The 11,317-nt window shown below is 65.2% G+C and carries 13 protein-coding genes; 9 read left to right on the forward strand and 4 right to left on the reverse strand.

Going from position 1 to position 11,317, the window contains the following annotated elements:
- Positions 1 to 149 precede the first annotated feature (149 nt).
- Positions 150 to 1,046, forward strand: a complete 897-nt coding sequence (locus BMZ79_RS03405) for an aldo/keto reductase (RefSeq protein WP_090636532.1) — start codon at positions 150 to 152, stop codon at positions 1,044 to 1,046.
- Positions 1,047 to 1,137: 91 nt separating this feature from the next.
- Here the strand turns inward: BMZ79_RS03405 and chrA are convergent, their stop codons facing one another.
- On the reverse strand, positions 1,138 to 2,322 hold the full coding sequence (chrA, locus tag BMZ79_RS03410) for a chromate efflux transporter (protein ID WP_090636534.1): 1,185 nt from the start codon (positions 2,320 to 2,322) through the stop codon (positions 1,138 to 1,140).
- A 225-nt stretch (positions 2,323 to 2,547) separates the two neighbouring features.
- On the opposite strand from chrA, the gene BMZ79_RS03415 reads away from it, so the two are divergent.
- Positions 2,548 to 3,858 carry a VTT domain-containing protein gene (locus BMZ79_RS03415; RefSeq protein ID WP_090636536.1) on the forward strand — a complete coding sequence of 437 codons (1,311 nt, stop codon included), beginning with the start codon at positions 2,548 to 2,550 and terminating at the stop codon, positions 3,856 to 3,858.
- 164 nt (positions 3,859 to 4,022) lie between these two features.
- On the opposite strand, the gene thpR is transcribed toward BMZ79_RS03415, so the two are convergent.
- A complete protein-coding gene (gene thpR, locus BMZ79_RS03420) occupies positions 4,023 to 4,658 on the reverse strand; it encodes an RNA 2',3'-cyclic phosphodiesterase (RefSeq protein ID WP_177221988.1) in 636 nt (211 codons plus the stop codon).
- Positions 4,659 to 4,840: 182 nt separating this feature from the next.
- On the opposite strand from thpR, the gene BMZ79_RS03425 reads away from it, so the two are divergent.
- Positions 4,841 to 5,134 (forward strand): thioredoxin family protein, encoded by a 294-nt coding sequence (locus BMZ79_RS03425; protein ID WP_256252528.1) that lies wholly within the window; start codon positions 4,841 to 4,843, stop codon positions 5,132 to 5,134.
- Positions 5,135 to 5,271: 137 nt separating this feature from the next.
- On the opposite strand, the gene lspA is transcribed toward BMZ79_RS03425, so the two are convergent.
- Positions 5,272 to 5,736 carry a signal peptidase II gene (gene lspA, locus BMZ79_RS03430; RefSeq protein WP_143088878.1) on the reverse strand — a complete coding sequence of 155 codons (465 nt, stop codon included), beginning with the start codon at positions 5,734 to 5,736 and terminating at the stop codon, positions 5,272 to 5,274.
- A gap of 209 nt (positions 5,737 to 5,945) precedes the next feature.
- Between lspA and BMZ79_RS03435 the strand changes: the two genes are divergently transcribed.
- The 4 genes from BMZ79_RS03435 to BMZ79_RS03450 all read left to right on the forward strand — a co-directional run bounded on the left by BMZ79_RS03435 (position 5,946) and on the right by BMZ79_RS03450 (position 8,882).
- Positions 5,946 to 6,695, forward strand: a complete 750-nt coding sequence (locus tag BMZ79_RS03435; RefSeq protein ID WP_090636544.1) for a phytanoyl-CoA dioxygenase family protein — start codon at positions 5,946 to 5,948, stop codon at positions 6,693 to 6,695.
- A gap of 92 nt (positions 6,696 to 6,787) precedes the next feature.
- The gene (locus BMZ79_RS03440) at positions 6,788 to 7,732 is read left to right on the forward strand and encodes a nucleoside hydrolase (RefSeq protein WP_090636546.1); all 945 of its coding nucleotides are present in this window, start codon (positions 6,788 to 6,790) and stop codon (positions 7,730 to 7,732) included.
- A 119-nt stretch (positions 7,733 to 7,851) separates the two neighbouring features.
- On the forward strand, positions 7,852 to 8,070 hold the full coding sequence (locus BMZ79_RS03445; protein ID WP_090636548.1) for a hypothetical protein: 219 nt from the start codon (positions 7,852 to 7,854) through the stop codon (positions 8,068 to 8,070).
- Between the two features lie 272 nt (positions 8,071 to 8,342).
- Entirely contained in the window at positions 8,343 to 8,882 is a 540-nt protein-coding gene (locus BMZ79_RS03450) for a 3D domain-containing protein (protein ID WP_090636550.1), read from the forward strand.
- A gap of 151 nt (positions 8,883 to 9,033) precedes the next feature.
- On the opposite strand, the gene BMZ79_RS03455 is transcribed toward BMZ79_RS03450, so the two are convergent.
- The gene (locus BMZ79_RS03455; RefSeq protein ID WP_090636552.1) at positions 9,034 to 9,558 is read right to left on the reverse strand and encodes a type 1 glutamine amidotransferase domain-containing protein; all 525 of its coding nucleotides are present in this window, start codon (positions 9,556 to 9,558) and stop codon (positions 9,034 to 9,036) included.
- A gap of 229 nt (positions 9,559 to 9,787) precedes the next feature.
- Between BMZ79_RS03455 and speD the strand changes: the two genes are divergently transcribed.
- Positions 9,788 to 10,594, forward strand: a complete 807-nt coding sequence (speD, locus tag BMZ79_RS03460; RefSeq protein WP_090636553.1) for an adenosylmethionine decarboxylase — start codon at positions 9,788 to 9,790, stop codon at positions 10,592 to 10,594.
- Between the two features lie 326 nt (positions 10,595 to 10,920).
- The gene (locus tag BMZ79_RS03465; protein WP_090636555.1) at positions 10,921 to 11,265 is read left to right on the forward strand and encodes a hypothetical protein; all 345 of its coding nucleotides are present in this window, start codon (positions 10,921 to 10,923) and stop codon (positions 11,263 to 11,265) included.
- Positions 11,266 to 11,317 lie beyond the last annotated feature (52 nt).

Genomic DNA, 11,317 nt, shown 5'->3' on the forward strand with positions numbered 1-11,317 from the left:
GAAGTAAAAGAGACGTCCGTTCACGGGTCTATCCTATGCGTTGCATAACCGGCTAACCTTATTTTCACGTCTTACCCGTCGTTATCGGTCGGCCTGTAACGGTAGACGTCACACCGAGTCCAATCGACGAAAGCGAGGCGGCATGCAGGATGGAGAAACGGCAGTACGGCAAAACCGATATGAACGTGAGCATACTCGGCTTCGGGGGCGCGGAGATCGGCTTCGAAGGCATTGGCGCCGAGCAGGCGGAGAGGCTGCTCGGCAGCGCGATCGACGCGGGTCTGAACGTCGTCGACACGGCGGAATGCTACGCGTCGAGCGAGGAGCTGATCGGCCGGACGATCGCGCGCCGGCGCGGAGATTACTATCTGTTCACCAAATGCGGCCACGCGTCAGGCTTCGACCTGCCCGACTGGGATCCGGCCATGCTGGAGGCCAGCATCGACCGCAGCCTCAAGCGGCTGCGGACGGATTACGTCGACGTCGTGCACCTGCACAGCTGCTCCGAGGAGCTGCTGCGCCAAGGCGACGTCATCGACGTGCTGAAACGGGCGAAGGCAAAGGGCAAGACGCGCTACATCGGCTACAGCGGCGATCATAAGGCCGCGCTGTACGCGGTTCAATGCGGCGCCTTCGACTCGCTCGAAACGTCCGTCAACATCGCCGACCAGGAGGCGATCGCGCTGACGATTCCGGAGGCGCGGCGGCGCGGCATCGGCGTCGTCGCCAAGCGTCCGATCGCGAACGCGGCCTGGAAGACCGGCGGCAAGCCGGAATCCGCTTACCACCATGCGTACTGGGACCGGCTGCAGGCACTCGGCTATGATTTCCTGCGGGGCGATCTGAGCGAATCGATCGGCACGGCGCTGCGCTTCACGCTGTCCGTGCCGGGCGTGCACGCCGCCATCGTCGGCACGGCGAAGCCGGACCGCTGGGCGGAGAACGCCCGCCTGCTGGAGCCGGGCTTGCTGCCGGCGGAGGAATACGAGGCGATCCGCGCGCAGTGGAAGGCGAAGGCGCAGGCCGACTGGACCGGTCAGGGCTGAGCGTTACCGGACTTCGGCGTTCGCGATGCGAAAAGGCAACACGTGAAAAGGCGGCCGCAGGGGCCGCCTTTTTCGTAGGGGAATTCGCGCCTTAGAGATACGGCAGCGCCAAGCCGCCGAGGGCCGACACCGCGACGACGAGCCACGGGGGCAGCTTCCAGACCGTCAGCAGCCCGAACGCGATCAGCGCCAAGCCGAAGTCGGACGGCGCGCGAACGGCGCTCGTCCAAACGGGATCGTAGAGCGCCGCGGCCAGGATGCCGACGACGCCGGCGTTGACGCCCGCGAGCGCCGAGCGAAATGCCGGCCTCGCGCGGATGACGTGCCAGAACGGGAGCGCGCCCGCGACGAGCAGGTACGCCGGCAGGAAGATCGCGGCGACCGCGAGCAGGCCGCCCGCGACGCCGTTCGGTGCCGGCCCGGACGCGAAGCCGAGGTACGCGGCCAGCGTGAACAACGGACCGGGCACGGCCTGCGCCGCGCCGTAGCCGGCAAGGAACTGGCCGTCGGTCATCCAGCCCGCCGGCACGACGCTCTGCTGCAGCAGCGGCAGCACGACGTGGCCGCCGCCGAAGACGAGCGCGCCCGCGCGATAGAAGCCGTCGAACAGCGCGATCGCGTGGTTCGGCACGGCGGCGCGAAGCAGCGGCAGCGCCAGGAGCAGCGCGCCGAACGCCGCGAGGAACCACGCGCCGGTCCGGCGGCCGATCGGCGACGGCAGGATATCGGCCGCGCCGGCGTTGTCCGCGCGCAGGCAGCGCCAGCCAAGCAGCCCCGAAGCCGCGATGATGCCCGCTTGGACGAAGGGCGAGGGAACGAGCAGCGCCGCGACGGCGGAGGTGATCGCGATGGCGGCCGTCGTTTTGCCGTTCGCCAGCTTCGCGGCCATGCCCCAGACGGCTTGCGCGACGACGGCGACCGCGGCGATCATGAGCCCGTGCAGCCAGCCCGCGTCGCGGACGTCCACGCCATGCAGCGCGTAGGCGAACGCCATCAGCAGGACCACGGACGGCAGCGTGAAGCCGACCCAGGCGAGCAGCCCGCCGAGCAGGCCCGCCCGCCCGATGCCGATCGCGATGCCCACCTGGCTGCTCGCCGGTCCGGGCAGGAATTGGCAGAGCGCGACGATGTCCGCATAGCTCTCCTCCGTCAGCCACTTCCGCCGTTTTACGTATTCCTCCCGAAAATACCCCAAATGCGCGATCGGCCCGCCGAACGACGTCAGCCCGAGACGCAAGGAAACCCGCAAGACTTCCAGCAATCGATTCAAATCCATGTCTCCTCCCGCGCGGATGCGCGCAAACTCAGTCTTGATTATGGCAAGCATTTGTCATTCCCGTGTTAAGGAGACGGGAATTTCCGAGAATCTTGTATAAGGAACGCGATTCGAACATACCTCGGTGCCGCGGAGGGCAACCTAGAGGTTAACGATACGCCAAGAAGGCCGCTTCCGTTTCGCCGGGACGCGGCACGCATGTCCGGGCGAAGGGAGGAGAGCGCCATGGGCGCGTTAAGCGATTTTTTGAGCCGGTTGTTGGAAACGTACGGGTATATCGTGCTGTTTCTGTCCTTATTCTTTGAAATGCTGGCGCTCCCGCTGCCGGGCGAGCTGCTGATGACTTATACGGGCCTGATCGTCTACGAAGGCCATTTGCATTGGCTGTTCAGCGTGCTCGCGGGCGGCGCCGGCGCTTCGCTCGGCATGACGGCTTCCTACTGGATCGGCTACCGGCTCGGCAATCCGTTCTTCGAGAAATACGGCGCGCGCTTCCACTTCGGACCGGATAAATTCAACCGGCTGTCCGGCTGGTTCGGCCGGTACGGCAACAAGCTGCTGCTGATCGCCTATTTCATTCCGGGGGTGCGCCACCTGACCGGCTACTTCTCGGGCACGACGAGACTGCCGTTCCGCAAGTACGCGGCGTTCTCGTACGCGGGCGCGTTTCTCTGGGTGTTCGTCTTCATTACGCTCGGCAAGGTGCTCGGTCCGAAGTGGGAGCAGTATCATCACCGGATTAACGTATACCTGGTCGTCTTCGGCGTCGTTTCGGTCTGCGCGTACGGCGCCTACGCGCTGATCAAACGAAACCGCGCGAAGTACTATGCCCTCGCCAAGTCGTGGGTGGAACGCGCAGCGCGACGGTACCGGTCCCTCGGAACGGTGCGCTTGCTTATCCTGGCGGCGGGCGCGGCGTTCCTCGGCTGCTTCTCGGTCATGATCGGCCTGATTCAGGACTTCATGGCGCACGAATTCGCGCAGTTCGACGAAGTCGTCCTCTACCTCGTCGGACGCCTGTTCGGCCCGGAGTGGCACGCGCCGCTCACGCGCTTCGCCGCGCTCGGCGCCATGCCGGCGCTCGTCGCGGCGATCCTGCCGACGCTGCTCTGGATCCGGTTTCGCAGCCGGAATCGGCTCCTCGAGCTGGCTTTCTATCTCGCGGTCGCCGCCGGCGGCGAAGGGCTCGAGGAAGGGCTGCGGCAGCTGTTCCATCGGGTCGGGCCGACGGGCGGCTTGCTGACGTTTCCGAGCGAGCAGACGTTCATGGCGCTGACCGTGTACGGCTTCTCGGCTTATTTGTTCGTGCGCCATCGCGGCCAACCGAAGCATCGCGTGCTGGCCGCCGCGGCGGTAACCGGATTATGCTTCCTGACCGGCATCGGCATGGTCGCGCTCCGGCTGAACTATCCCAGCGACGCCGCGGCCGGCTTCGCGTTCGGCGGCATGTGGCTGACGCTGAACGTCGCGCTCATGGAAGGCTTCCGCTACACGGTGGCGGGTGCGCTTCGGCCGAGGGCCAAAGTCGACGCATGAACGAGTGGCGTGTTAACAAACAAGCCGCAGTGGGTTCCCGTCAAGGAACCCGCGGCGGCTTGTTCGGCGTGCTGCGCGGCTCGCGGTTCTTCGCCCCGCAGCATTCCTTCCGGGCGCGGCGAACGGCCGCTCCGGGCTCGCCGCACCCGGGCTGTCGGCACCGCTCAGCCCAACCGGAAGCGGCCGGCCGCTTCGTACATCGGCCGCCGATGCATATGCGTGCGGTACAAGACGATCTCGTCGACGCTCCAGCTCCGGGAATCGCCGTCCGTCGCCGCCCTGCCATCCGCGGTCGGCGCGGGCGCGAGCTCCGGCGGCAAGACCGGCAGGACGAACGGGTCACGGCCGGCGAAGTTTCGCGCGAGGGTGAGATGCGGGCTGAACGAACGCTTCTCCGCTTCGTAGCCCAGCGGAGCCGTCGCCTCGACGACGAGCCGCTGCAAGCGGCGCAGCTCCCCGCTCTCGCCGCCGAGGCTCGCCCAGAACACGCGCGGCCGCTCCGGCAGGCCGAACGTGCCGACGCCGGCGAGCGCAAGGCGGAAAGGACGGAGCGCGCCGGACGCCGCGGCAGCGGCGAGCGCTTCTTTCAGCGCCGGGACCCTGTCGGGCGCCGCGTCGCCCAGAAACTGCAGCGTCACGTGCAGGTCGGCTTCATGCGTCCATTTGCGGAACGGATGCGCGGCGTGGAGCGAACGCGCCCATTCGCCCAGCGTCCGCTTCAGGCCGTCCGGCAGCGGCGCCGCCACGAAGAGGCGCTGCGGCCGGCTCTCGCCGGCGGATTCGGTCATCGATTCGTCCATAAGCTGCTGCTTCCTCCTTCGGTCGTGAATGCATATAGGGTAACCCGGGGGAGCGCCGTGCAACCGCTGCGCGCCGGCGCTTGACGCTGACATTGGCGGCAGCCTCTATAATAAGCGCGCAACCCCATGCAAGCATCGAAGGAGGAGAAGCGCATATGAGCTTGATTCCGCAAGCGGAAAGCATGAACCGCTTACGCGAGTTGACGCGGGAAGGCGTTGTGCTGGTCGATTACGGCGCGCCGCGGTGCCCGCCCTGCAGAACGCTGGAGCCGATTCTGGAGGAGCTGGGCCAAGAGCTGGCGGGCTCGGCCCGCGTCGTGTACGTCGACTGCGACGCGCTTCCGGACGCCGCGGCCGCGGCCGGCGTGATGAGTACGCCGACGGTGGTCGTCTACAAGGACGGCTTGCCGATGGAGAAGCTGGTCGGCCTCCGGTCGAAAGCCGCGTACCGGCTGGCGGCGGAAAAGCAATGTTGACCGCCCTCACGTCCGTCAGGCGCGCTCCTGTCGCGTAAAACCGCATCTGCGGCGCCGTTCGCCGAACAAGGGGCCGTCCCGAAGCGCATCGCTTCCGGGACAGCCCCTTGCGGCGTCTTATGCCGGCTGCCGCGGCGTTACGACGCGACGCCGGAGTCCTTCGGTTTCCGCAGGAGGAGGAGCAGCTGCTGCAGCAGGACGGCGACGATGCCCGCGTTGATGCACAGATCGGCGATGTTCAGGATGCCGTCGCCCGACCCGAAGACGAGAAAATCCGTGACCTTGCCGAACAGCAGCCGCTCGGCGCCGTTGCCCGCGGCGCCCGCGACGAGCAGGGCGAGGCCGGCATCCGTCAAGCGGCTGCTGCGGCCCTTCGTCCTGCGGTAGTAGAGCACGAGGACGATGAAGAGGACGGCGACGACGCCGAAGAGCCGTCCGTAGCCTTGAAACGAGCTTCGCGCCGCGCCGGAATTTTGGTAATACGAGAAGTGCAGCAGGCCGTCCAGGAAGGGACGGCTGTCGCCGACGCTCATCGTCGACGCCACGATCCGATTCGCCGCGAGGTCGACCGCGGTCATCAGCAGGGCGATCCAATAGAACATGTCCGGCTTCACCGACCTTTCGTTCGCATACGTCCAGCATACTCGGGTTTGCCCCTCCGCACAACCCGGCCGGCCGCCGCGGGGCGGACCGATGCGAATTCGCGATTCTCTTCCGCAACTTTTCAGGCATGGAAGCGTTTTATTGCATGTAAAATAGTACCAGACGCAATGCCAAGCCTAGCGAGCCGATAATTAGGAGGAGGTTTCTCATGCAACTGACGTTCGAGCAAAAAGCCGCCATGCTGGAGCACGGCTACGTGCACGTCCCCGGCGCCGTGCCGAAAATCATGGTCGACCGGGCGATGCGCCATATCAACCATTCGGTCGGGCAAGGGATGGATCCCGCGCGGATGACGACGTTCCGTTCCCAATCGTACTGCCCGGAGCTGCAGGGCACGCCGCCGATCGCGGACCTGTTCAACGCGACGCCGGTCAAATCGCTGGTCGAGGACTTGATCGGCGAAGGCCGGGCGCTGCCGGTCCGCGACGGCCAGATCGCGCTGCGCTTCCCGTCGCTGAACGAGCCGCCGCCGAAGCCGGGCATTCATCTGGACGGCATGTACACGCCGACGAACGGGATGAAGGAAGGGACGATCGGCAATTTCACGATGCTGGTCGGCGTGCTGCTGAGCCCGGTCCGGGAGGACAACGCGGGGAACTTCACCGTGTGGCCGGGCACGCATCGCCTCTACGAGGCGTACTTCAAGGAGCACGGACCCGAATCGCTGCTGAACGGCATGCCCCCGGTCGACCTGCCGGCGCCGGTGCAGACGCGCGGGGAGCCGGGCGACGTCTTCCTGGTCCATTACCAGATCGGGCACGGCGTCGCGCCGAACGTCTCGCCGCTGCCGCGGTACGCGATCTTCTTCCGCGTGAAGCACGTGGAGCATCACCTGGATTGGAAGGCGCCGATGCGGGACATCTGGCTGCACTGGCCCGGGATTCGCGCCATCCGGTGACGGGCGCTTTTGCCAGCGCGCCCGCCCAAGCCGTATAATCGAAGGCAGGGCGCGCCGCCCGATTCCAACGCAGAAAGAGTGAACCCCAGATCATGGCTATCCCCAAATTCATCATCGACGCCGATACGGGCATCGACGACGCCTTGGCGATTCTATACGGCTTGAAGTCGGACAAGGCCGACATCGTCGGCATCACGACCGGCTTCGGCAACATTTCCGTCGAGCAAGCGACGGACAACACGCTCCGCATCGTGAAGCTGGCCGGATACGAGCACCGCGTTCCCGTCAGCATGGGAGCCGCCCGCCCGCTCGTCCGCCACGCGGAATTCGCGACCCGCGTGCACGGTCGCAACGGCATCGGCGACGTCGAGCTCCCGCCGTCGTCCCAACGGCCGGCCGAGGAGCCCGCGGACGCGTTCATCGTTCGCATGGCCGACGAGCTCGGCGGCGAGCTGTCGCTCGTGACGCTCGGGCGGCTGACCAACGTCGCGCACGCGCTCCGCAGGGACCCCGGGCTGCCGGCGAAAATCAAGCACGTCTACGTCATGGGCGGCGCCGTCCGCGTGCCCGGCAACGTCACGCCGGTCGCCGAAGCCAACATCTGGGGCGACCCCGACGCCGCGGACCTCGTCATCCGGTCCGGTCTCGCGGTTACGATGATCGGCCTCGACGTGACGCTCCGCACGCGCCTGCACCAGCATCAGCTGGACGCGCTGCGCCTGCATTGCAAGCCCGAGAACCGCGAAGTCGTCGATTTTATCGACCGTTCGATGCAAGTTTACTTCCGCTTCTACGGCGATTCGAACGGATTCGACGCTTGCGCGCCGCTGCACGACCCGCTGACCATCCTGGCGGCCGTCGAACCCGGGATCGTGCATGCCGAGGCGCTGCATCTGTCGGTCGAATGCGAAGGCAAGCATTGCCTCGGCATGACCGTCGCGGACCTGCGGCACCGCCCGGCCGTCGGGCATCCCGTGCGGGTCGGGGTCGAGGTGGACGCGGCGACGGCCGTCGAGAAGCTGCTTGCCGTCTTTTAAGCCGCCGGCCGATCCTGACCGCGCCCGGTTAGTTAGATGACGATCGTACAATCCGCCGATCCGTGGTATAATGGATAAGCATAGGAAGTGCAGAACAATGCGGATGGGAGAGGATCGACATGACGCGGTTCCTGTTTGAATACGAAGTGCCGTCGACGGGCAAGAAGGCGACGTTCAGCTGGATCGGCAAGACCGAAGAGGAGGCGCGCGCGGCCGTGCACGCCAAGGTCGCCGATTTCGAGTTCATGGAATTGTCCGACATCGTCGTCGGCAACGTGCTCGAAGCCAAAGAAACGACCGGCAACCAATATTACGAATGCGAAGGCTGCAGCGCCTAAGCGTTCCCGCCGCGCGATAGCGCGGCGCATGAGGAAAGCCCTGGCGACAGGGCTTTTTTTCGTGCGCTCCGAACGGGCGGGATACGCCCGCATCGCCGGCAAAAAATGGCGGCTGCTGGCAAATTCCGAGTCTCCATCCAAGATGTAACTGGTTACAGATCCCGCGAAAAGGGTTATAAAAGGGGAATGCGTATGCGAAGCCAAAGGCAAGGTTTGGCAATGCCCTAACAGATCGCCAGGATACGTACTTTAGATTGGAGGAATTCTCGCTCATGATCGCAGCAAGAACCATCGCATGCAGCGCGCTCGCGCTGACGCTCTTCATAATGACTCAATTTCCGGCGACGGAAGAGGCGAGCGCCGTCGGCGCGCCGGCCGCGCTGCCGGCGACGCCGCTCTTCTCGGCGTCGCTCGCCAAGTCGCTTACCGTCCCGAACCTCGACGAAGCCCGCGCCTCCGCGCGTAAGGCGAAAGCGAAGACGGCCGCCAAGCCGGCCGTCAAACGCGCCGCCAAGCCGGCGGGGAAAACGCGCCATTTCGAAGTGACCGCGTATACGGTCGGCGACGACTTCACGCCGTCGCACGGCATTACGGCCAGCGGCGAACGCGTCAAGGACGGACGCACGCTGGCGTGTCCGAAATCGCTGCCGTTCGGCACGAAGGTCTATTTGCCCGCCCTGGACCGCACGTATACGTGCACGGACCGCGGCGGCATGATCAAAGAAGGCCATCTCGACATTTACATGGATTCGCTCAAGGAGGCGCTCCGGTTCGGGCGCCGGCAAATGAAGGCCGTGCTGAACGCGGCCTGACCCGCATACGCGCAGGCGATCGATCAAGCCTTGCATCATCTAGACGGCCGGGCCGCACAGGCCGGCGTCATGACCGCAAAGGGCTGTTTCCGCGGAAAGCTACCGCCGGAAACAGCCCTTTGCCTCGTTCGCGGACCCCGTCCGCCCGCCGTCAGTAAGCGTTCACGCCGAGCTTCTTGATCGTCTCTTCGATGAAGTACGGCTCGTCGTCCGGCGTGCGCGAGGTAATCCAGTTCTCGTCGACCACGACCTGCTTGTCGATGAACCGGGCGCCGGCATCGTTCAGCTCGGCATGCAGCTCGGGGAACGCGGTCAGGTTGCGGCCCCGGATCAGGCCGGCCTTCTCCAGCAGCAGCGGCCCGTGGCAGATCGCGGCGATCGTCTTATGCCGCTTGTCCATGCCGCGGACGAAGTCGATCGCCCGCTCGCTGCCGATCAGATGCTCGGGCGACTTGCCGCCCGGAATGACCAGCGCCTCGTAATCGTCCGGGTTCGCTTCGTCGACGGAGAGGTGGGTCGTATACGAGATCGTGCCCTGCTTGCCCTTCAGCTCCGCGCCTTTCTCCAGGCCGATGATCACGGCTTGATGCCCGTTCTTCGTGATCGCGTCGTACGGGTTTTTCATCTCGGAATCCTCGAAGTCGTTCGCCAGCAGAAATGCCACTTTATGCGCCATCGGTTCCACGTCCTTTTCCGATTGAGAGTGATGTCGTCCGCGGCCTTCCGGGCCGTCCGGCTTACGGTTTCTTTACCCGCCCGGACGGGGGCGGAATCAGGCGGCCGTTCGGCGCGGCGCACGCGGAAGCTGTTTGAAACGCGCCGCCGCTGGCGTAAGGGAGAGTGACGGATCGTCCGGCTGGACATGCTAGACATGAAAATCCGCCTAAAGGAGGAATGGCGCGGAAATGAAACCGACTTCGAAAATCACCCTGCACGGCTTCAACAATTTGACCAAATCGCTCAGCTTCAACCTGTACGACGTCTGTTATACCGGTACGAAGGACGAGCGCGAAGCGTATATCGCCTATATCGACGAGCAGTACAACGCCGACCGGCTGACGCATATTCTGAACACCGTCGCGGACATCATCGGCGCGCATCCGCTGAACGTCGCCCAGCAGGATTACGTCCCGCAGGGGGCCAGCGTCACGATGCTCGTCTCCGAAGGGCCGGTCGTCGAGGTGCCGCCTTCGAGTTTCGAGGAATCGCCGGGGCCGCTGCCCGAGAACGTGGTCATCCAGCTGGACAAGAGCCATATTACGGTTCATACCTATCCCGAATTTCATCCCGACGTCGAGATCAGCACGTTCCGGGCGGACATCGACGTCTCCACCTGCGGGGAAATTTCGCCGCTCAAGGCGCTCAACTATCTGATTCATTCGTTCGAAGCCGACATCATGACGCTCGATTACCGCGTGCGCGGGTTCACCCGGGACGTGAACGGCCGCAAGCTGTACATCGACCACGACATCAGCTCCATCCAGAATTATATTCCGGACGACGTCGCGGGCGCGTACGACATGATCGACGTCAACGTGTACCAGGAGCATATCTTCCATACGAAGTGCAAGCTGCGGGAGTTCGACTTGAACCAGTATCTGTTCGGGTATACGAAGGACAAGCTCGGACCGGAGGAGCAGCGGGACATCGCGGACCGGCTGAAGGCGGAGATGGACGAAATCTTCTACGGCAAAAACATCCGCCGCACCTAAAGGGCAACGCCGAAAGGGAGCCGCTGAACGGAGAATGGCAGCCGGTAAGCGAAAAAGACGAAAAAAGCAGCGCGGCCCGGCGGCCGCGCTGCTTTTTTTTTTGCGTCGAATCGAACGGGAAACGTGTCCGGTCGCGGGAGGTCGTGTCGCCGTCCCGGCGCGAGCGGACAAGAAGCCCGCGCATGCGCCGTCAACCGCGCCCCCGTGGCTCGAAAACCGGGCCATGCTGGCGAAACGGCGCGCGTTTCAAGGCGGCGCCGGGCGATTATTAGAGCTTAACCAAGCGAGCGGCGCGTAAGTCGCCGCGACGAAAGGGGTCAGAACCCATGCGAACGTACCGGCCCAAATCGGCCTGCTTGCTCCTGAACCTCGGCGGCTTCGAGCTGCGGATGCACGAACACGTGACGGTCGCCCGCCGCCTCGGGCGGACGCTCTTCTCGCTCACGGGCGACGGGCTCGTCAAGGTGGAGGAGGGCGCGCACGCCGTGCCGGCGAACGTGCTGGCGCTGAGCCCGGCCGAGCTGCGCGTCTGGTCCGCGATGATCAACGAGCAGCTGCGGGCCGCCGGCTTCGCGGCCGGGGACGCGATCATCCTGGCGGCCGGACGGCGGCACCGCGGCACGCTGCCGCTCGGCACCTTCATCGGCTGCGGCATTCAGCTCGGCGCGTAGTTTTCGACTACGTCATGCCTCTGGCGGCATAGACCCCGCCCGTCATGCGCGG

It is taken from the genome of Paenibacillus sp. UNC496MF (assembly GCF_900113915.1).
GTDB classification, from domain to species: Bacteria; Bacillota; Bacilli; order Paenibacillales; family Paenibacillaceae; genus Paenibacillus_Z; species Paenibacillus_Z artemisiicola.

Bases quoted from the DNA above. Each gene is read 5' to 3' on its own strand.
- BMZ79_RS03405 (WP_090636532.1), top strand. From the start codon at position 150: ATGGAGAAACGGCAGTACGGCAAAACCGATATGAACGTGAGCATACTC.
- chrA (WP_090636534.1), bottom strand. From the start codon at position 2,322: ATGGATTTGAATCGATTGCTGGAAGTCTTGCGGGTTTCCTTGCGTCTC.
- BMZ79_RS03415 (WP_090636536.1), top strand. From the start codon at position 2,548: ATGGGCGCGTTAAGCGATTTTTTGAGCCGGTTGTTGGAAACGTACGGG.
- thpR (WP_177221988.1), bottom strand. From the start codon at position 4,658: ATGGACGAATCGATGACCGAATCCGCCGGCGAGAGCCGGCCGCAGCGC.
- BMZ79_RS03425 (WP_256252528.1), top strand. From the start codon at position 4,841: ATGAACCGCTTACGCGAGTTGACGCGGGAAGGCGTTGTGCTGGTCGAT.
- lspA (WP_143088878.1), bottom strand. From the start codon at position 5,736: ATGTTCTATTGGATCGCCCTGCTGATGACCGCGGTCGACCTCGCGGCG.
- BMZ79_RS03435 (WP_090636544.1), top strand. From the start codon at position 5,946: ATGCAACTGACGTTCGAGCAAAAAGCCGCCATGCTGGAGCACGGCTAC.
- BMZ79_RS03440 (WP_090636546.1), top strand. From the start codon at position 6,788: ATGGCTATCCCCAAATTCATCATCGACGCCGATACGGGCATCGACGAC.
- BMZ79_RS03445 (WP_090636548.1), top strand. From the start codon at position 7,852: ATGACGCGGTTCCTGTTTGAATACGAAGTGCCGTCGACGGGCAAGAAG.
- BMZ79_RS03450 (WP_090636550.1), top strand. From the start codon at position 8,343: ATGATCGCAGCAAGAACCATCGCATGCAGCGCGCTCGCGCTGACGCTC.
- BMZ79_RS03455 (WP_090636552.1), bottom strand. From the start codon at position 9,558: ATGGCGCATAAAGTGGCATTTCTGCTGGCGAACGACTTCGAGGATTCC.
- speD (WP_090636553.1), top strand. From the start codon at position 9,788: ATGAAACCGACTTCGAAAATCACCCTGCACGGCTTCAACAATTTGACC.
- BMZ79_RS03465 (WP_090636555.1), top strand. From the start codon at position 10,921: ATGCGAACGTACCGGCCCAAATCGGCCTGCTTGCTCCTGAACCTCGGC.